15 protein-coding genes are annotated in these 19040 nt (G+C 62.2%); 3 read left to right on the top strand and 12 right to left on the bottom strand.

All coding sequences use genetic code 11. The features are described from left to right. Positions 1-33: 33 nt before the first annotated feature. Positions 34-2466: a glucose/quinate/shikimate family membrane-bound PQQ-dependent dehydrogenase gene (locus tag AAGQ88_RS05690; protein ID WP_342654670.1), complete on the top strand. Its 2433-nt coding sequence runs from the start codon at positions 34-36 to the stop codon at positions 2464-2466. Between the two features lie 150 nt (positions 2467-2616). Here the strand turns inward: AAGQ88_RS05690 and AAGQ88_RS05685 are convergent, their stop codons facing one another. The 8 genes from AAGQ88_RS05685 to AAGQ88_RS05650 are packed head-to-tail and all read right to left on the bottom strand — an operon-like array spanning position 2617 to position 10356. Continuing rightward, a complete protein-coding gene (locus AAGQ88_RS05685; RefSeq protein WP_342654669.1) occupies positions 2617-3807 on the bottom strand; it encodes an extracellular solute-binding protein in 1191 nt (396 codons plus the stop codon). Then, a complete protein-coding gene (locus AAGQ88_RS05680; protein WP_342654668.1) occupies positions 3804-4808 on the bottom strand; it encodes a GTP-binding protein in 1005 nt (334 codons plus the stop codon). Before AAGQ88_RS05680 ends, AAGQ88_RS05685 begins: the two co-directional genes overlap by 4 nt. Beyond that, positions 4805-5104 (bottom strand): hypothetical protein, encoded by a 300-nt coding sequence (locus AAGQ88_RS05675; protein WP_285423233.1) that lies wholly within the window; start codon positions 5102-5104, stop codon positions 4805-4807. Before AAGQ88_RS05675 ends, AAGQ88_RS05680 begins: the two co-directional genes overlap by 4 nt. A gap of 19 nt (positions 5105-5123) precedes the next feature. Further along, positions 5124-5870 carry an SDR family NAD(P)-dependent oxidoreductase gene (locus tag AAGQ88_RS05670; RefSeq protein WP_342654667.1) on the bottom strand — a complete coding sequence of 249 codons (747 nt, stop codon included), beginning with the start codon at positions 5868-5870 and terminating at the stop codon, positions 5124-5126. Positions 5871-5912: 42 nt separating this feature from the next. Next, positions 5913-6674 (bottom strand): SDR family NAD(P)-dependent oxidoreductase, encoded by a 762-nt coding sequence (locus AAGQ88_RS05665; protein WP_342654666.1) that lies wholly within the window; start codon positions 6672-6674, stop codon positions 5913-5915. A gap of 10 nt (positions 6675-6684) precedes the next feature. Next, positions 6685-8025, bottom strand: coding sequence for an MFS transporter (locus tag AAGQ88_RS05660; RefSeq protein WP_285423230.1), 1341 nt, complete (start codon positions 8023-8025; stop codon positions 6685-6687). A 27-nt stretch (positions 8026-8052) separates the two neighbouring features. After that, on the bottom strand, positions 8053-8934 hold the full coding sequence (locus AAGQ88_RS05655) for a polysaccharide deacetylase (RefSeq protein WP_285423229.1): 882 nt from the start codon (positions 8932-8934) through the stop codon (positions 8053-8055). A gap of 42 nt (positions 8935-8976) precedes the next feature. After that, complete coding sequence (locus tag AAGQ88_RS05650) at positions 8977-10356, bottom strand: amidase (protein ID WP_342654665.1); 1380 nt, start codon at positions 10354-10356, stop codon at positions 8977-8979. A gap of 335 nt (positions 10357-10691) precedes the next feature. Here AAGQ88_RS05650 and AAGQ88_RS05645 point away from each other — a divergent pair, with 335 nt between their 5' ends. Then, the gene (locus tag AAGQ88_RS05645; RefSeq protein WP_342654664.1) at positions 10692-11693 is read left to right on the top strand and encodes a GntR family transcriptional regulator; all 1002 of its coding nucleotides are present in this window, start codon (positions 10692-10694) and stop codon (positions 11691-11693) included. Positions 11694-11739: 46 nt separating this feature from the next. On the opposite strand, the gene AAGQ88_RS05640 is transcribed toward AAGQ88_RS05645, so the two are convergent. The 4 genes from AAGQ88_RS05640 to AAGQ88_RS05625 are packed head-to-tail and all read right to left on the bottom strand — an operon-like array spanning position 11740 to position 16093. After that, complete coding sequence (locus AAGQ88_RS05640) at positions 11740-12168, bottom strand: group 1 truncated hemoglobin (RefSeq protein WP_093462554.1); 429 nt, start codon at positions 12166-12168, stop codon at positions 11740-11742. Between the two features lie 2 nt (positions 12169-12170). Continuing rightward, positions 12171-13061 carry a DUF3034 family protein gene (locus tag AAGQ88_RS05635; protein WP_342654663.1) on the bottom strand — a complete coding sequence of 297 codons (891 nt, stop codon included), beginning with the start codon at positions 13059-13061 and terminating at the stop codon, positions 12171-12173. 12 nt (positions 13062-13073) lie between these two features. After that, entirely contained in the window at positions 13074-15425 is a 2352-nt protein-coding gene (locus tag AAGQ88_RS05630; protein WP_342654662.1) for an EAL domain-containing protein, read from the bottom strand. Next, positions 15422-16093 (bottom strand): methylamine utilization protein, encoded by a 672-nt coding sequence (locus AAGQ88_RS05625; RefSeq protein WP_285423224.1) that lies wholly within the window; start codon positions 16091-16093, stop codon positions 15422-15424. Before AAGQ88_RS05625 ends, AAGQ88_RS05630 begins: the two co-directional genes overlap by 4 nt. A gap of 266 nt (positions 16094-16359) precedes the next feature. On the opposite strand from AAGQ88_RS05625, the gene lon reads away from it, so the two are divergent. Beyond that, the gene (gene lon, locus AAGQ88_RS05620; RefSeq protein WP_285423223.1) at positions 16360-18777 is read left to right on the top strand and encodes an endopeptidase La; all 2418 of its coding nucleotides are present in this window, start codon (positions 16360-16362) and stop codon (positions 18775-18777) included. The last annotated feature ends 263 nt before the right edge of the window (positions 18778-19040 follow it).

Raw genomic sequence — 19040 nt, 5'->3', positions numbered from 1 at the left:
GTCAACCACTTAATCGTTACGGAGTACGACACTATGAGCACTGAAGGTGCTTTCGGTAAGGGTCGCCTGCTTCCGAGCTTGCTCGGACTGGTGATTCTGATCATGGGCCTGGCCTTGCTGGCCGGGGGTATCAAACTGCTGACGCTGGGCGGGTCGTTGTACTACCTGCTGGCCGGTATTGGCTTCATTGTCACTGGCGTCTTGCTGATCATGGCGCGTCGCGCCGCACTCGGTCTGTATGCACTGGTGCTGTTTGCCAGCACCGTGTGGGCCTTGTGGGAGGTCGGCCTGGATTGGTGGCAACTGGTGCCGCGTCTGGCCCTGCTGTTCGCCCTCGGCATCGTCATGTTGCTGCCGTGGTTCCGCCGCCCTGTGCTACGTGGCCAGGCAGGCGGCATGGGCACTGGCGCACTGAGCGTGGCAGTCGTGCTGGCTGGCCTGGCTGCTCTGGCGAGCCAGTTCACCAACCCCGGCGAAATCAAAGGCCAACTGGACCGTGAAACCGCAGGCACCTCCAGTGCCGCGCCTGCCATGCCTGAAGGCGACTGGCAGTCGTACGGCCGCACGGCGTTCGGCGATCGCTACTCGCCGCTGGCGCAGATCACCCCGGACAACGTCAGCAAGCTGGTCCCTGCCTGGACCTACCGCACCGGCGACATTCCGGGTCCGAACGATCCAGGTGAAACCACTGCCGAGAACACGCCGCTGAAGGTCAACGGCATGCTCTACGTCTGTACTCCGCACAGCCAGGTGATTGCCCTGGATCCGGACACCGGCAAGGAAATCTGGCGCTTCGATCCGAAAATCAGCAGCGGCAAGGCGGCCAACTTCAAAGGCTGGGCCCACATGACCTGCCGTGGCGTGTCGTATCACGATGACGCCGCTTATGCTGCCGCCGCTCCGACCGACGCCGCCGCTCCGGCGCAAAGCCCGGCCACGGCGGCCGTTGCCACCACCGGTAATGCCTGCCCGCGTCGCCTGTTCCTGCCGACCGCAGACACTCGTCTGATCGCACTGAACGCTGACACCGGCAAGGTCTGCGAAGACTTCGGCACCAACGGTTCGATCGACCTGAGCGCCAACATCGGTACGTACGCGCCAGGCGGTTACTACTCCACCTCGCCACCTGCCGTGACCAAGGATCTGGTGGTCATCGGTGGTCACGTCACTGACAACGTCTCCACCGACGAACCGTCGGGCGTGATCCGTGCATTCGACGTCCACACCGGTCGTCTGGTCTGGAACTGGGACAGCGGCAACCCTGATGACACCACGCCGCTTGCGCCAGGCAAGACCTACACGCGCAACTCGCCCAACATGTGGTCGATGTTCAGCGTCGACGAGAAGCTGGGCATGCTCTACCTGCCGATGGGCAACCAGATGCCTGACCAGTGGGGCGGCAACCGTACGCCTGAGTCCGAGAAATTCAGCGCCGGCCTGGTCGCGCTGGACATCGCGACCGGCCACGTGAAGTGGAACTTCCAGTTCACTCACCATGACCTCTGGGACATGGACGTGGGCGGTCAGCCAACCCTGATGGACATGAAAACCGCTGACGGCGTGAAGCCGGCCGTGCTGGCGTCCACCAAGCAAGGCAGCATCTATGTGCTGGATCGCAGCAACGGCCAGCCGATCGTTCCGATCAACGAAGTGCCGGTTCCCGGCGGCGCTGTCGCAGGCGACCACACTTCGCCGACTCAGCCTAAATCCGACCTGAACTTCATGCCGCCTCCGCTCAAGGAACGCGACATGTGGGGTGTCACCCCGTTCGATCAGATGCTGTGCCGGATCGACTTCAAGTCGCTGCGTTATGAAGGCCCGTTCACGCCGCCGTCGCTGCAAGGCTCGATCGTCTACCCGGGTAACTTCGGTGTGTTCGACTGGGGCGGCATCTCGGTCGACCCGGTGCGTCAGATCGCTTTCGTCAACCCGAGCTACATGGCGTTCCGCTCCAAGCTGGTTCCGGCTGCCGAAGTGGAAGGCGGCCCTGGTCGCAAGAGCGAAACCGAAGGTGTACAGCCGAACAAAGGCGCGCCGTATGGCGTGATCCTCGAAGCGCTGCTGTCGCCGATGGGCCTGCCATGCCAGGCGCCAGCATGGGGTTATGTGGCGGCCGTCGACCTGACCACCCACAAAACCATCTGGATGCACAAGAACGGCACCGTGCGTGACAGCTCGCCTGTTCCGCTGCCGCTGACCATGGGCGTTCCAAGCCTGGGCGGCACGTTCATCACCGCCAGCGGCGTATCGTTCCTGAGCGCAACGCTTGACCAGTACCTGCGTGCCTATGACGTGCGTAACGGCAAGCAACTGTGGGAAGGCCGTCTGCCAGCAGGCGCCCAGACCACACCGATGACCTACACCGGCAAGGACGGCAAGCAATACGTGCTGGTCGTTGCAGGCGGTCACGGATCGCTCGGCACCAAGCAGGGCGACTACGTGATGGCGTTCAAACTGCCGGACTGATCCGGTCAGCAGCAACGCAAAAGGCGGTCATCGCAAGATGACCGCCTTTTTTGTGGGTGAAGGTTTCGTGTGTCAGGTTCGGAGCCTGGAGATCGCGGTCGGCTGCATACCCGCCCATCCATGAGTGCCCGTACAGCCGGAGCCGGGACGTTATCGGCGCGACCCTTTAGGGCCGGCGCGCAAGATGTCGCCCCAGCGGCGCACCAGATAGTTATGTTCATCCATCACCGCGTTCCACACCGCGATGTGCCCCATGCGCTGTTCATAAGAGCCGCCATCGCGGACTTCTCCCACGTCGATCAGCGGCAGACCATCGCTGCCCAGCAGCTGCTCACGGGCAGGCAGACCGGCGTACCAGTAATCCCACTCAGCCGGGCTCAGGTGATCACGACTGCGAGCCGGATTGCCGATGTAATAACCCTGGCGTGCCATGACCGCACCGGGCCAGCCGGACAGCCACCAGTTCAGGTACGCATAGGCCGCATCGAGCACTGCGCCTTTGGCATGGCGTGACAGCGACAACCCACCGAACCAGCCCCGATAACCTTCGCGCGGCACCGCCACTCGGTACTTGACCCCGGCGCGGTGCAGGCGCACCAACGTCGGCGACCACAGGCTCTGAATGTCGATGGTCGGGTGCAGCATCAATTCGGCGGCCTCTTCATCGTCGGACCAGAAGGCGCCAAACATCCCCTCCTCCTGCTTGCGCACCAGCACATCGGCGAGCACGTCGATCTCCTCGATGCTCATATTGCCGATGTCTCTGAACTGCGCCAGACCAGCACCCTGTACGGCCAACGCTGCGTCCAGAGCGCCGATGGCCGCATCGCTTTGCAAGGCAATGCGCCCGCCCCAGGCCGGGTCGAGCAACCAGCCCCAACTTTCATTCTGCGCACTCAGCCCCTCGGGCAAACGCTCCGGGCGATAAGCGAAGCTGTCGGCATTATGGGTAAGCGGCAACATACTGATGCGGTCGCTGACCGCACTGCCCAGGCTGCCATCGTGCTGCACGAACAAACGTTCGCTGGGCACGCTGCCGCTGCCCAGCTTGTCGTTCACCGACAGCCGGCCGCGTTTGGGGAGATCGTTGATTTCGTGCCACAGCGCGATACGACGCGTGTCGATCGGCTGGATGGCCCGGGCTGGCCAGACGAAGTCGACATTATGGAACCATTGATCGTACAGGTCATAACTGTTGGGCTGCATGACCGCGATACGCTGCGCCGTCTGCACGTCGTGCACCTGATACACCAGCTTGATACCCAGTTCCTGCTCGGCCCGAACCCGCAGCGATTCAAGCAGTGTCACTGAGGTGCCCAACACCCGAAGCGTCACACTCATGCCGCCGCCCCGTTGGTCATGGGCGCAAGGCTCTGACTGAAAACGGTGAAAGAGCGACGCAGTTGATCCGCGTCCAGCCCGCGCAGGATGAATACCAGTCTTGAGGTGTGATCGTCGCTCGGCCATGCGGGCAGATGAACCGGCGCATGCAGGCAATGCTGCACACCATGGATAACGATGGGGGCCTGGCTGTTATTCACGTTGAGCAGTCCTTTGACGCGGAGGATTCGTTCGCCGTGGCATCTTAACAGCATGGAAAGCCACACCCCGAAGCCGATCCAGTCCAGCGGCCGTTCAAAGGTCAGGCAGCAAACCTGTGCGTCACCGTGGCGTGCCGGTGTCGACTGCACGCGATGCAACTGCCAGCGAGCCACCTCGTGAGCCGGTTCGGCACTGCGCAGACCTTCGCCGAGCAGCAGTTGATCGCCGCTGTGAATATCAGCAGTGTCCAGAACCGGCGCCGGGTTGAGGGAGTGCAAACGAGCGCGCAGAACCTGCTGTTGCTCCGGACTGACGGTGTCAGTCTTGCTGATCAGCAGCCGGTCCGCAGCGGCCACTTGCGCCAGCCACTCGGGGTGCAGGCGCTGCTGCATCTCGGCGTGGCTGGCATCGACCAGGGTCACCACGAGACCGATATGAAAACGCCCGCGAAGATGAGGGTCGTTGTTCAGCGTGGCCAGAATCGGTGCCGGGTCGGCCAGGCCGGTGGTTTCCAGAATCACCCGCCGGAACGCCGGGATTTCGCCCCTTCCCCTTCGCTCCAGCAATCCCGACAAGGCATCTCTGAGTTCGCCGCGAATCGAACAGCACACACACCCACTGGGCAGCAGCACCGTGTCGGGCGCGACCTCTTCCACCAGTAGGTGATCGATACCGACATCACCGAACTCATTGATCAGCAACGCGGTGTCGCCCATGTTCTCGTCGCTGAGCAAGCGTTTGAGCAAGGTGGTTTTGCCGCTGCCGAGAAAGCCGGTGATCACATTCAGCGCGATACTCATGATCCGCACTCCAGTTGATTGAGCAGCGCCGGATCCAGCGGATCCAGAGCACGTCCGATCAGCGACTCGGCGCGCTGCCAGAGTTGATCCAGGCCGGTCGCCAATTCCTGTTTGCCCGTCGCGCCGAGCAGCAGGTAAGAGACGCCCTGAAAGTCCTCGACCTTGAGTCGAAATGGCGCCAACACCTTGTTGATCGCAACGATGCGGCTCAGTCGCTCACGGCGGCGCGGCAAACCGTCGCCCAGTGGATCGCTCCAGTGCACATCCTCGCCCAGCAGCCCGCACAATCCACACATGCTCATTCACTCCGAGGTATCAAGGCATGACGTCGCCGGAATTGGGACCCAGCGTCTGACCGACGAACAGGTTGCCGCCCGGCTCGCTGGCCAGCAACACCGCCACCGGCGCGACTTCCTGGGCCAGTCCAAAGCGTCCCAGCGGCAACTCGGCGGCTTTGGCGGTCTTCCAGCTGCTGCTGATGCCCGACACCAGCGGTGTCTCGATCGGCCCCGGCGCGATAGCGTTGACCAGTACGTTGTCCTTGGCCACTTCCAGTGCCAGCGACTTTGTGAAACCGATCACGCCCGCCTTCGCAGCGGCGTAATGCGTCAGCTCGGCGCCGCCTTTGATACCCAACTGGGAGGCGATATTGATGATGCGTCCCCAGCGCTGGGCAAGCATGTGCGGCAAGGCGCGCTGGCTGGCAACGAAGACGCTGGTCAGGTCCACGCGCAGCATGTCGTTCCACATCTGCAGAGTCAGATCGACGCACCTTGCCTGGGTCAGCATGCCGGCGTTGTTGACCAGAATATCGATGCCGCCAAAGTGAGCCAAACAGGCGTCCACACCGGCCTGCGCACCTTCGACACTGCCGACATCGGCGACACTTTCAAGCACCTGCGCGCCCAGTTCGCGACAGCGTTGCGCGGTGTGCGCCAGGGTGACGGCGTCGCGATCGCCCAGCACCAGCCTCGCGCCCTGTTCGGCGTAGGCAAACGCAATGGCGGCCCCGATTCCGCTGCCGGCACCGGTGATCACGGCGCGTTTGTTGTTCAGTTGCATAGGATTGTCCTCAATTCGTGATCGCCCTGCGGATGCGCCCGCTCACTCTGGCCAGCGCACCGTCAGGCCGCCATCGATGACGATGCTCTGGCCCGTCAGGTAGCTGGACTCATCGCTGCACAAGAAGCGCACCAGCGAGGCCACCTCGTCCGCCCGCCCGACGCGTCCCAGCGGGATGGCACGTGCCGCTCTGGCCAAGCCTTCGGGGCCCAGCGAGTTTTTGCTGTCAAGGGACTGCGGCGTCTCGATCAGCCCCGGAATGACGGCGTTGCAACGAATGCCACGGGGCGCCAGTTCGACGGCCAGCGAGCGACACAGGCCCGGCACGCCAGCCTTGGCGGCAGCGTAATGGGCATGGTCCTGCCAGCCATACACGCCGCCGGCAATCGATGAAATCGCCACCATCGAACCGCCTTCGCCCATGTGTCGGGCCGCGGCCCGGAAGGTGCGCATGACGCCAGTGAGATCGACATCAAGCATTTCGTTCCAGCGCTCGTCGGTCATTTCCAGCAATGGAGCGCGGCGCAACAAACCTGCATTGGCGACCGCGTAATCGATGCGGCCAAACGCGCTGACCGCACACTCGGCCAACGCATCCACAGAGGTGGTATCAGTCACGTCCAGCGGCGCCATCAGGCATTCGCCACCCGCCTCCTGCACCAGCCGGCGGGTGATCTGCGGGTCGTGGGGGTCGGCGGGGAAGAATCCACCCACCACCGCCACACCGCTTCTGGCGAATGCTACGGCCAATGCCTGGCCGATGCCGCTGGCGGCACCGGTGATCAACGCTACTTTGCGAGTCATGTCTCGTTCCTTATTTCACGGTTTCCGGACGCACGTGGCGAGCGGCGAACATCAGTGCGCCGGAGAGAAAGCACGGCACCGCTCCGAAATACAGCGCGGAGGTCTGCCAGTCACCGCCTGCACTGAGCACCGAGGTCGCGCCGAAACCTGCGACCACTGCGCCAATGGGGCCCATCGCATGAATGATTGCGCCTCCGGTGGCTCGGATGCTGGTCGGGAAACTTTCGCTGATGAAAAACAAGGCCGCCGAGTAAGGGCCGATCAGGAAGAAAAGGCCCAGGCTGTACAGCCCGACCACCATCGGCATGTTGCTCGGCCCGTAAAGCATGCCGGCGAACGACAGGCCGCCCAGCATCCAACCCAGGCCGATGACGTTGCGGCGGCCGATCTTGTCGCCCATCCAGCCATGGCTGAGGTAACCGCAATAGCCCACCAGGTTCGACAGCACCAGGATGATCAGCGAGTTCTCGAAGGAGATGTGGTGCACGCTGACGATGACCGATGTACCCAGCACGCTGAACACTTGAATCGCTGCCCAGTTGAGCAGAATCGCAGCGCCGATCACCAGCGTCGCCCGGCGTGAGGTGCCGCGAAACGCTGCCGCAAGGCCTGCAGTGCGGTGCTCTTCATAATCCACGCCGTAGGTTTGCGCCACCGCCTGTGCCTGACCGACGTCGCCGGCCTTGCGCAGTTGAGTGATGCGCTGGTGAATCTGGAACTGCGGGCTTTCCTTAAGTTTGCGCGCCATGATGGCAATGACGATGGCCGGAATTGCGGCAAAGATGAAGCAGCCCTGCCAGCCGATGATGGGCAGTAACACGGCAGTCAGGCCCGCAGCGATCAACGCGCCCACCGGCCAGCCGCCCTGCACCAGGCTGTAAATGAAGCCGCGACGCTTGGCCAGCTTCGGGTCTTCCGAGGCAGCGTAGATTTCACTGAGGTAGGTCGCGTTGACCGTTTCCTCGGCATAACCCAGCCCGCTCAGGGAGCGAATCAGAATCAACGGCGACTTGCCCCACGAACCACCGATGGCGGTCAGGGCCGAGCAGATCGCCGAACCGGTCACCGTGAAAATGATGCCCATGCGCCGACCGAGTCGATCCACCAATGGCCCGATGGCCAACGCGATGACTGCCGTGCCCACTGCCGCCCATGTAGCGATCTCGGCCTGCTCCGCTTCGCCCCAGTTGAAATGACGGCCGATCTCCGGCAACAGCGTTCCGAACAGGATGAAGTCATACACCGCAAAAACCCATGCGAAGAACGCGATCCACGTGGCGTAACGCACTTGCTGGGAGGTCAGAGGCTGAGGTTTCCAGCCGGTCAGATCGAGCTTGTTGTAAATGGACATGGGTCATGCCTCGGAATGAAAGAACAATCAGCGGTTACGAGGGTTGCGGCGCACGAAGTCATCGGCGATTTCATCGAACGTCACGAACTTCACGCCCGCGTGGCTCTGGATGTGTTCGATCAGCCGCTCCAGCATCAGCAGCACCTGTGGCCGGCCCGAGACATCGGGGTGAATGGTCATCGTGAATACGGCATGCTCGTGCTCGCGGTAGACCCAGTCGAACTGGTCGCGCCACATTTCTTCCAGGTGACGCGGATTGACGAAGCCGTGGCTGTTTGGCGCCTTCTTGATGAACATCATTGGCGGCAGGTCATCGAGGTACCAGTTGGCCGGAATCTCGACCAGATCGGTTTCCTCACCTCGCACCAGCGGCTTCATCCAGGTGTCCGGATGCTGGGTGTAATCGATCTTCGTCCAGCTGTCGCCGACGCGGACGTAGTACGGATGGAAGTCGTTATGCATCAGGCTGTGGTCGTACTTGATGCCCTTTTTGAGCAGCAGCTCGTTGGTCACCTTGCTGAATTCCCACCAGGGCGCGACGTAGCCGGTCGGGCGTTTGCCGGTCATCCGGGTGATCAGCTCGATGGATTTGTCGAGGACGATTTCTTCCTGTTCGGGAGTCATCGCGATCGGGTTTTCGTGGCTGTAACCGTGTACCCCGATTTCGTGCCCGGCATCGGCAACCGCCTTCATCTGCTCAGGGAAGGTTTCCATCGAGTGGCCGGGGACGAACCAGGTGGTGCGCAGGCCATAGCGCTCGAACAGCTTGAGCAGGCGCGGCGCCCCGACCTCGCCGGCGAACAGCCCGCGTGAAATGTCATCCGGCGAATCTTCGCCGCCGTACGAACCCAACCAGCCAGCAACCGCGTCGACGTCGACGCCGAATGCGCACAGAATTTCTTTAGCCATCATTGTTCTCCTGCGGATTAATCGAATCGGATCAAACGTGAATCAGAGCCCGCCGAGCACGGCCTCGACCGCCAGGGCCGCGCGCAGCAGGCGCGTGTCCTCGCCGGCAGGCGCACTGATCAGCAAGGCGGTGGGCAATCCCGACGCATCCCGCCCGCTGGGGAGCGACACGCCGGGCAGGTTCAACAGACTGCCCGGCATGGTCAGGCGCAACGTCGCCAGATTGGTGCGCGCGAACAACTCGTCATCGGCCTCCAACGGCGCAAGGGGCGGCGCGACATGAGCCACGCTCGGGGTGATGAGGAAGGCACCATCGAGTTCATCGGTGAGCTGCTGTTGCAGCCGCTCGCGCTCGTTGCACAGGTGAATCAACTGGCTGGCCGGGAAATGCCGGGCCGCTTCCAGACGGCGGCGCACACGTGGATCGAGCTGTTGAGCTGCCGGGCTGTCGAGCAGCGGTTGATGCAACGCAAAGGCTTCCGCCGAACCGAGCCAGCCGTGCTGCTCGATCAGCGTCAACGTCGCCTGGAATGCAGGCGATGGCCGCACATCGAAGCTCGCGCCTGCGTCCTTGAGCATCGCCACACAGCGCATCAGGTTGTCGCGCACCGCAGGCTCCGTGCGCGGGTCGAGCATCACCGCTTCATCGACCCAGAAACGCTGTCCAGCGAGGCTGCGCGCCAGTAGCGAGGTGGGCTGTGAACGCGCCCTGAGAATGTCGTTGATCGCCAGAACGTCGCGCACGCTGCGGGTCAATGGGCCAATGCTGTCGAGCGTACGCGCCAGCGGGAAAACCCCATCGCGGCTGTAGCGCTTGCAACTGCTGCGAAACCCGACCAGGCCATTGAACGCCGCCGGAATGCGAATCGACCCTGCGGTGTCGGTGCCCATCGCAATGGGCACGACGCCAGCCGCCACCGCCACCGCCGATCCCGAAGACGAGCCGCCCGCCACCCGGGGCTGATCAAGGCCATGGGGGTTGGTCGGCGTGCCGAAGTGAGGGTTGAGCCCAAGGCCGGAATACGCGAACTCGCTGAGATTGGTCTTACCTATGCAAACCAGCCCGGATCGGCTCAGCAGCGCCACCGCCGTTGCGTCAAGCAACGCAGGCGAGACATCACGGCGAACAGCCGCAGCGGCCGTCGTCACGCTGCCCGCCACATCGAACAGGTCTTTCCAGGCAACCGGCACGCCATCCAGACGACTCAACGGCTGTCCGGCTTTCCAGCGAGCAGCGGATGCCTGCGCTTCGCGACGCGCCCGTTCGTGGGACAACGAGATGAACACATGGTCTGCCGTCGCAGCGCTGGCCAACGCAGAGTCCAGCGCTTGCACGGGATCGCTTTCGCCGCGAGCGAACGATTCGGCCATCGCGATGGCATCAGCGAAATCACTGGAGCGAGCAGCGTGGGCATCCGGCATGGGACCACCTTAAATGTACATATTAGTAAAATGTACGTTTTATAGAGGCAGAAACCATGCCAGAGTGGACACAGGTGCTCGGCTGGCCGCGCTGATACGAAGCGACGATTCTGGAGCAAGCCTTGCCGAATGAGCCTTGCAGCGCTGGACAACGATGGGCCAATCGTCAGACGCTTCAGTGAGAAAAATGGTTGAAGACTATTAATGTACTTTTTATAAAAGATACATTTCAGTGCAGAAAAGTAACGCGGGCCCCACGAATGGGCACAAACAACGTGGCCTGCGGTGACAAATCCACATGTGCGAGAATCGCCGTCCGTTTGTTCGAGAAGCGTATGAAATCGATGTCTGCTGAGGATTCGCGCACCGCGTCACGCTACGCCATGATTCGTCAGGTCTTGCGCGACGCCATCGTCAATGGCGCTGCGGCCCAGGGCCTGGTACTGCTCGAAGCACCCCTGGCCGACCTGTTCGGCACCAGCCGTGTACCCGTGCGCAAGGCGCTGAATCTGCTGCATGAAGAAGGGCTGATCAGCCGCTTTGACGGACGCGGCTATCTGGTCAATCCCGAAGGTGCGCAAATCGAGCCCGTGCGGTTGACGTTGACCCACAAGCAGTTCGGCCTGGACAGCAGCGAAGAGCTGGTCGATACGCGGCCGCTGGGCGAAAGGATGTACGACGAAATCGGCGCCGCGCTCTCGACCTGCATCGCCTTCGGTCATTACCGCCTGGATGAGCAGAGCGCCGCCGAGCATTACGGCGTCAGTCGGGCGGTGGTGCGTGAAGCGTTGATGCGCCTGCGGGATCGCGGCCTGGTGGAAAAAGAGCCTTATTCACAGTGGCTGGCCGGGCCCTTGACCGCTCGTGAGGTGACCGAGGATTACGAACTGCGCGCCTGTCTCGAGCCCGAGGCCCTGCGCCAGACAGCGCCACAGCTGAGTCGCGAGGTGCTCGAGGCCATGCTGGAGCGGGTGATCGCGGCCCAGAACGACCCGCAGTGCAGCCTCGCCGACATTGAGCGGATTGAAGAGGATCTTCATCACCACTGCTTGGCCGGGCTGAACAATCGCAAGATTGCCGCGCTCATCCGGCAGGGTCAGAACCCGATGATCATCAGCCGCATCTTCTACAGCCAGTTGGGAATCGGCCCTGACGAAGCGATGCTCGCCGAACATCGACTGATCCTTGAGCTGTTGCTGCACGGCGCTTTTGACGCCGCGGCACTGAATCTCAAGGAACACCTGAACCGCGCCCGCCAACGCATGTTGCAGCGCCTGAAGGTGTTGTCGGTGTTGCCCGAGCAGGAGGCGCCGGGTTATCTGACCAAGTTGAGTTGAGTGCGCAGTAGTCGCCTGCGCCAGCACACATCGGACGGCACGCCTTCTACTTCTCGATCACTTCCCCACGCTGCGGCGCAAGCCGCGCGATCAACCGGTTCTGCGCTGGCACGGGAATGTGCTGGTCGTCCATCGCGTCGATCAGGTTTTCCACCAGCGCGTTGAAATCACTGCGGCTGATGTTCAGGCCTTTGTGCGCCTCGACCAGGGTGTCGCCGGTGTAGGTGCACGGGCCACCGGCTTCGACGCAGAATTTCTCCACCAGTTTGTCACGCACCCGAACGATGTCGACTTTGGCGAAATACTTGTAAATCCGGTCGTCTTTGGCGATGTGCAGCAACATGCCTTCGACGATTTTCTGAATGCCGGCGCGCTGCCCCAGCTCCTGATACAGGCTGTCATCTTTGGGCGGCTGCTGCGCGCACCCGACCAGCAACGCCAGCGCCAACGCACTGATCCATCGAACGGGCCGCATCATCAGAAGCTCCCCTGTACGGAAAGGTACGTGCCGTTCTGATTATCCAAGGTGGCGATTTCGCCCAAGTGCGCGTAAGCCAGCACCACCGAGACATGTTTGTTGGGGAACCAGCCGACGAACATGTCGACCCAGTCGCTTTCGCCTGCAAACGACAGGTTGTCCGGCTTTTCGCGGTAATCGACGCCAAGCGCCCAGTGCGGGTTGAATAGAATGGCCGCGCCGCCTTCTTTCAGCACGCTGCGGGTGTCTCGGCGGTCGCCGCCAAAACCCAGCAGACCGGTTTCATTGGCGCGGCTGTAACGCAGGCCGCCGTTGACCACGACGTTGTAGCCGAAGGCTGCGCCCATGAACAGACGGCTGGCGGTCAGGTAGCCCTCGACGTCCGAATCGCGTTTGGCGCCGACCAGACTGGGGATCAGGAAATCGTTCTGGTGCTTGTATTCAAGGCCTGCGGAGACTTGCGGCAACTGGTCGTAGATCAGGTCGCCGAACAGACGCACCTTCACCCCGAAAATGTCCTGAGTGAGGTTGTCCTCGGGCAGGCTCAGCTTGCTGACCAGAGACCCCAGATCGAAACGCTGATGGGCGTAGGAAAACTCGATGCGGTTAGCGTAGGACGCCGCTGCGCCAACCACGTCCAGCGTGTAGTCCGGCAGATTGACGTGGGTCGCGAAAGCGCTGCCGCCCCACTCGCCTTTCTCGCCATAACCGGCCAGGACGGCCCATGGAATGACGCCGCCGCCCGCGCCGCCTTCGATGCTGCTCGCACCGCCGGTCGCCACCAGACGACCCTGTTCGCCCCAGGCCAGTGGCGCGCCCGCGCTCACGCAGCCGCCGACCACACTTGCCAACACCAAAGGGCTGAAAACAGCCGAGAGACTACGTGCCATAACATTGACCAATCAGTGAACCATCAAGCTCGGAGAAGTGTGCGACTTGGCGATCCATGCCTCGAACGCGACCGCATTGAGCGGCCGGCTGATGAGGTAGCCCTGCGCGGTATCGCAGTGCCAGCGCTCCAACAGACGCAGACTGTGTTCGTATTCAACGCCCTCGGCGACCACCTTCAAGCCCAGGTTGTGGCTCATTTCGATGGTCGATCGAACAATCACCGCGTCCTCACTGGTTTCGTCCAGATTGCGCACGAATGATTGATCGATCTTCAATTCCTGCACCGGCAGGCGCTTGAGGTGCGCCAGCGACGAATAACCGGTGCCGAAGTCATCGACCGACAGGCTGATGCCGCACTCACGCAAGCGGTTTAGCACGTTGAGGGACTGCTCGGGCTCGCGCATCACGGCGCTTTCGGTGATCTCGAATATCAGTTGTTCGGCGGGCACGCGGTACAGCTTGAGCAGATCCGACACACGGTCGGGCAAATCGCCACCGAGCAAATCATCGGCCGAGATATTCACCGACAACTGAACGTGCAGACCGCGGCGAGCCCACTCAGCCAACTGGCGCATCGATTCCTCGATGACCCAATTGGTGAGGATCTGAATGCTGCCGGTGCGCTCGGCGAGCACGATGAACTCGGCAGGCGAGACATTGCCGAATTGCGGGTGCTGCCAGCGCAGCAGCGCCTCGGCCTGACGAACGCGGCCATTGCGGATGTCGAGTTTGGGTTGGTAATGCAGCATCAGCTCGCCATTGCGAGCGGCCTGCCGCAGGTCGCGAATCAGGCTGATCTGGCGCTGGTGAGCCAGATCGCGCCCGTCTTCGTAGACTTGCAGGCGGCCGGGCATCTGCACCGCGTCCTGGCGGGCAATGGAGGCGCGCTGGAGCAATTCGGCTGCCGAATCGCCGTTGGCCGGGTACACCGCGATACCGATGCAGGCATCCATGGCGATGTCGTGTTCGCCGATTCGCTGAGGCTTGAGCAACAGGCGCTGCAGACGGTCGGCCACCGCCACGGCGGCGTCGGTGCCGGCGTTGTGCACCAACAGCAGGAATTCGTTGCCGGAAAGGCGCGCGACGGTGTCGCCGGGACGCAGCGGCAACAACAGCTGTTCGCCGATGATCTGCAGCAACTGCTCGACGCCCTCAGGACCAATGCTGTCGTTGATCGCCCGGAAGTTGTCGATCCCTAGATACAGCAGTGCCACGGCACGCTTGGCCGCAATCGCACTGCCCAGACGCTCCATCACCAGCGCCCGATTGGGCAGACCGGTCAGCCCGTCGTGCAGCGCATTGTGTGCCAGTTGCTGTTCGCGCTCGGCGATGCCGCTCTGCATCGAGTTGATTGCACCGGCCAGCAGACCCAACTCATCGCTGCGCGCCAGCACCACCGGCGTGCTGTAGTCGCCCTCACCAATGCGCTGGGCCGCCTGGGCCAGTTCGCGCACCGGCAACGACACACTGCGCGCCAGCAACAGCGTGCCGATCAGCGAACCGGCGAGCGCCACCAGCGTGATCCAGAACAGCTTCTCGTCCAGTGGTGCGAACGCTTGCATGGCCTGATCCAGCGGGCTTTGCAGCAACGCCACGACGTCGCTATCGCTGTCACTGATGCTGCCCAGCCTCAGGGTTTTGCTCAGAAAGCTCTGGCTCTGGTGCTCGGTCATCTGCATGTGATCGCTGGACGTGCTCATCATGACGCCGCGCAAACTCTCGAACAGCGCTTCAGGCTGGGTGCTGATGATCTGCCCCGGCGATCGATGCACGACCGACAGGAACGAGACCTGCAAACCACTGAGCGAACGCAGCTCCTGCGCCAGGTCGTTGTCCATGCTGAAGCCCATGACCACGCGCGCAATCGGCAGCGGCGCCATCACTGTGCTGTCGACCAGCAAGTGCGGCTGACCCTGCAACGGCACGATCAGCATCGACTGGTTTTTACTCTTGAGGTCGCGCAGCGCCTGGATGTACGGAAAAGGCGTGCCTTCGGGAATCTGCGCCACGGTGCTGGAGAGCACAGTCCCGTCCATGCCCAGCAGGAACATGTCATTGGCATTGATGCGCGCGCCGTGATTGAGCAGCACCGAACGAATGGTCGCCGAGTCGGCAGACGCCACGGCGTCCCGAAACCCGAAGTCGGCGGACAACAACTGCACCGCGTCGCGCAGACGCTTGCCGCGCATCTCCAGCAGCCCTTCGAAAACCCGCGTACCCACTTCCAGCTGCGCCTGAGCCTGCTTGCGCACAGCGTCCTGCGTCGCGGCCTTGACGGCCAGAAACACCGCGACGACAACGATCAACAGCAGCATGATCAGCACGCCGGCAATTCGTGCCTGGAAGCTAGTTCGTAGTTTCATTCATGGGCGGCTTTGTGAAAGGCGTCGCCGAACGCACTGGACGGCGGCGCTGCGGGCATGTCGTCACCCTTGGGTTGCACGGCCACGCTGAAGCGCTGGCGCAGGCCCGAGGCCGGAATGTCGAACTCGCCGCCGGAAACCGGCTGCATGTCAGGCGCAAGCGGATGCCACAGGGTTGCCGAATAGTGGCCCGCCGGCAGTTGATCAAGCGTGAGCGTGCCTTTGTCATCGCTCACCCCGAACCAAGGGTCGTCGGTGACGTAGACGTAGCCCAGCATCCAGTCATGGATGTTGCAGCCGAGCACCACGACGCCGGGTTTATCGAACAGGACCGGATCCGACGGCGTGCCGCCATAAAGGCGCAACTCGAAACGCTTGGGCGTCGAAAAGGAGTACACCTGATGGCGTATGTTGTCGCTGTTGGGAAATTTGATCTGCGTTCCGGTGCGCACGGCGAGGACGTGAGGCGCAAAGCGCTGGTCGCGCTGATCCATGTCGGCCTTGAGCGCTGGCTCTGCCTTGGGCGCCGGTCCTTGCAGGGTCAGCACGGCGTCAGTCAACGGCTTGCCCTGCCCGTCGACGAACTCGGCGGTCAATGTAGCGGCGCTGGCAACAGCGCCGAACAGGACAGATGCGGTCACCAACAATGAAGAAAGGACATGGGTCATACAGATGTTCCAGAACGGCGTAGTCGGTAGAAAAAGCGCCGGCCCTGGCAAATGTTGCAGCGTCCCGCGCAGATTAACCGTCAGCCGACGGAAGATCACGCACTAAAAGCAGGCATAAGGCCATCACTCTCGAACCGCCGACGAAAGGCACACAGGCACTCTCTTTATTTATATCGGCGTCGTTATTCATTGCTATCGACCGCTCCTATTGAAACCTGAGCCCGACTGCCCCATCTAAGCCTCATCTCCATTTATGCAGGTGCCCCATGAGCGACCAGCAAACCGACTCTACACACGCGCAACACGACGACGAGCACGAACACGAAGTCATTGGTTCAGACAGAAAGAGTCTCGCTCTGCCCGGCCAGAACCTGCCGGACCAGGTCTACATCATTCCGATTCACAACCGTCCCTTCTTCCCGGCGCAGGTGCTCCCGGTCATCGTCAATGAAGATCCGTGGGCCGAAACGCTGGAACTGGTGAGCAAGTCCGACCACCACTCGCTGGCCCTGTTCTTCATGGACACGCCGCCCGACGACCCTCGCCACTTCGATACCAAGGCGCTGCCTGAATACGGCACGCTGGTGAAGGTTCATCACGCCAGCCGGGAAAACGGCAAGCTGCAATTCGTGGCCCAGGGCCTGAGCCGTGTGCGCATCAAGACCTGGCTCAAGCACCATCGCCCGCCATTCCTGGTGGAAGTCGAATACCCGCATCAGCCCAACGAGCCGACCGATGAGGTCAAGGCTTATGGCATGGCGCTGATCAATGCGATCAAAGAACTGCTGCCGCTCAACCCGCTGTACAGCGAGGAGTTGAAGAACTACCTCAACCGCTTCAGCCCCAATGATCCTTCGCCGTTGACCGATTTCGCCGCCGCCCTGACCTCCGCCACCGGCGTCGAGCTGCAGGAAGTCCTCGACTGCGTGCCAGTGCTCAAGCGCATGGAAAAAGTGCTGCCGATGCTGCGCAAGGAAGTCGAGGTGGCGCGCCTGCAGAAAGAAATCTCCGCCGAAGTGAACCGCAAGATCGGCGAGCACCAGCGCGAGTTCTTCCTCAAGGAACAGCTCAAGGTCATCCAGCAGGAGCTGGGCCTGACCAAAGACGATCGCAGCGCCGACATCGAACAGTTCGAGGAACGTCTCGAAGGCAAGGTGCTGCCGCCGCAAGCGCGTAAACGTATCGATGAAGAGATCAACAAACTCTCGGTGCTGGAAACCGGCTCGCCGGAGTACGCCGTCACGCGCAATTACCTGGACTGGGCGAGTTCGGTGCCGTGGGGCGTGTACGGCGAAGACAAGCTGGACCTCAAGCACGCGCGCAAAGTGCTTGATCAGCACCACGCCGGGCTCGACGACATCAAAAGCCGCATTCTGGAGTTCCTTGCCGTGGGCGCCTACAAAGGCGAGATTTCTGGCTCCATCGTGCTGCTGGTGGGCCCGCCGGGTGTGGGCAAGACCAGCGTCGGCAAGTCCATCGCCGAATCCCTGGGTCGTCCTTTCTACCGTTTCAGCGTCGGCGGCATGCGTGACGAGGCCGAGATCAAGGGCCACCGTCGCACCTACATCGGCGCCCAACCGGGCAAGCTGGTGCAGGCGCTCAAGGACATGGAAGTGATGAACCCGGTCATCATGCTCGACGAGATCGACAAGATGGGCCAGAGCTATCAGGGCGACCCGGCCTCGGCGCTGCTGGAAACCCTCGATCCGGAGCAGAACGTCGAATTCCTCGACCACTATCTGGACCTGCGTCTGGACCTGTCGAAAGTGCTGTTCGTCTGCACCGCCAACACACTGGACTCGATTCCAGGCCCGCTCCTGGACCGTATGGAAGTGATTCGCCTGTCGGGCTACATCACCGAGGAAAAACTCGCGATCGCCAAGCGTCACCTGTGGCCCAAGCAGCTGGACAAGGCGGGCGTGTCGAAAAACAGCCTGACCATCAGCGACAGCGCATTGCGTGCGGTCATCGAAGGTTATGCGCGTGAGGCCGGCGTGCGGCAGCTGGAAAAGCAGCTGGGCAAACTGGTGCGCAAGGCGGTGGTCAAGCTGCTCGACAACCCGGACACCGTGGTCAAGATCGGCCCGAAAGACCTCGAAGCGTCCCTCGGCATGCCGGTGTTCCGCAGCGAGCAAGTGTTGTCCGGCACCGGCGTCATCACCGGACTGGCCTGGACCAGCATGGGCGGCGCCACGCTGCCGATCGAAGCCACGCGGATTCACACGCACAACCGTGGCTTCAAGCTCACCGGCCAGCTGGGCGATGTGATGAAGGAATCGGCCGAAATCGCCTACAGCTACGTCAGCTCCAATCTGGCGAAGTTCGGTGGCGACAAGGGTTTCTTCGATGAAGCCTTCGTCCACCTTCACGTTCCGGAAGGCGCGACGCCGAAAGATGGCCCGAGTGCCGGCGTGACCATGGCCAGCGCCCTGCTCTCACTGGCTCGCAATCAGGCGCCGAAAAAAGGTGTCGCCATGACCGGCGAACTGACCCTGACCGGGCACGTCCTGCCCATTGGCGGCGTGCGCGAAAAGGTCATCGCGGCCAGACGGCAGAAAATCTTCGAGCTGATCCTGCCTGAACCGAACCGCGGCAACTTCGAAGAGCTTCCGGATTACCTCAAAGAAGGCCTGACCGTGCACTTCGCCAAGCGCTTCTCGGACGTGGCGAAGGTGCTGTTCTAAGCCTCGCGCCACTCGCTCGATGCCCTGCAGGACGCTCACTCCTGCAGGGATCACCGGGCATTCCCGAATTCTCCTCCCAGACACGAATCCTGTAGGAGCGCGCTTGCCCGCGAAGAGTGAATTCCAGCCGCTGCATCCCCACGGCATGCACTGGCCTCTTCCCGGCTAAAGCCGGTCCTACAGACGTTCCAAGTTTTTCGCAGGACCGGCTTTGGCAGGTCCTGCAGGCGTTGCAAGTTTTCCGTAGGACCGGCTTTGGCAGG

Source organism: Pseudomonas sp. F3-2, from assembly GCF_038804275.1.
GTDB lineage: Bacteria > Pseudomonadota > Gammaproteobacteria > Pseudomonadales > Pseudomonadaceae > Aquipseudomonas.
The sequence above is the reverse complement of the archived record's forward strand: the minus strand, read 5'-3'. Positions and strand labels throughout refer to the sequence as shown.

Excerpts from the sequence above, each read along its gene's own strand:
- AAGQ88_RS05670 (WP_342654667.1), bottom strand. The coding sequence starts at position 5,870 with ATGCAACTGAACAACAAACGCGCCGTGATCACCGGTGCCGGCAGCGGA.
- AAGQ88_RS05680 (WP_342654668.1), bottom strand. The coding sequence starts at position 4,808 with ATGAGTATCGCGCTGAATGTGATCACCGGCTTTCTCGGCAGCGGCAAA.
- AAGQ88_RS05635 (WP_342654663.1), bottom strand. The coding sequence starts at position 13,061 with ATGGCACGTAGTCTCTCGGCTGTTTTCAGCCCTTTGGTGTTGGCAAGT.
- AAGQ88_RS05675 (WP_285423233.1), bottom strand. The coding sequence starts at position 5,104 with ATGTGTGGATTGTGCGGGCTGCTGGGCGAGGATGTGCACTGGAGCGAT.
- AAGQ88_RS05685 (WP_342654669.1), bottom strand. The coding sequence starts at position 3,807 with ATGAGTGTGACGCTTCGGGTGTTGGGCACCTCAGTGACACTGCTTGAA.
- AAGQ88_RS05660 (WP_285423230.1), bottom strand. The coding sequence starts at position 8,025 with ATGTCCATTTACAACAAGCTCGATCTGACCGGCTGGAAACCTCAGCCT.
- AAGQ88_RS05640 (WP_093462554.1), bottom strand. The coding sequence starts at position 12,168 with ATGCGGCCCGTTCGATGGATCAGTGCGTTGGCGCTGGCGTTGCTGGTC.
- lon (WP_285423223.1), top strand. The coding sequence starts at position 16,360 with ATGAGCGACCAGCAAACCGACTCTACACACGCGCAACACGACGACGAG.
- AAGQ88_RS05690 (WP_342654670.1), top strand. The coding sequence starts at position 34 with ATGAGCACTGAAGGTGCTTTCGGTAAGGGTCGCCTGCTTCCGAGCTTG.
- AAGQ88_RS05650 (WP_342654665.1), bottom strand. The coding sequence starts at position 10,356 with ATGCCGGATGCCCACGCTGCTCGCTCCAGTGATTTCGCTGATGCCATC.
- AAGQ88_RS05655 (WP_285423229.1), bottom strand. The coding sequence starts at position 8,934 with ATGGCTAAAGAAATTCTGTGCGCATTCGGCGTCGACGTCGACGCGGTT.
- AAGQ88_RS05625 (WP_285423224.1), bottom strand. The coding sequence starts at position 16,093 with ATGACCCATGTCCTTTCTTCATTGTTGGTGACCGCATCTGTCCTGTTC.
- AAGQ88_RS05645 (WP_342654664.1), top strand. The coding sequence starts at position 10,692 with ATGAAATCGATGTCTGCTGAGGATTCGCGCACCGCGTCACGCTACGCC.
- AAGQ88_RS05630 (WP_342654662.1), bottom strand. The coding sequence starts at position 15,425 with ATGAAACTACGAACTAGCTTCCAGGCACGAATTGCCGGCGTGCTGATC.
- AAGQ88_RS05665 (WP_342654666.1), bottom strand. The coding sequence starts at position 6,674 with ATGACTCGCAAAGTAGCGTTGATCACCGGTGCCGCCAGCGGCATCGGC.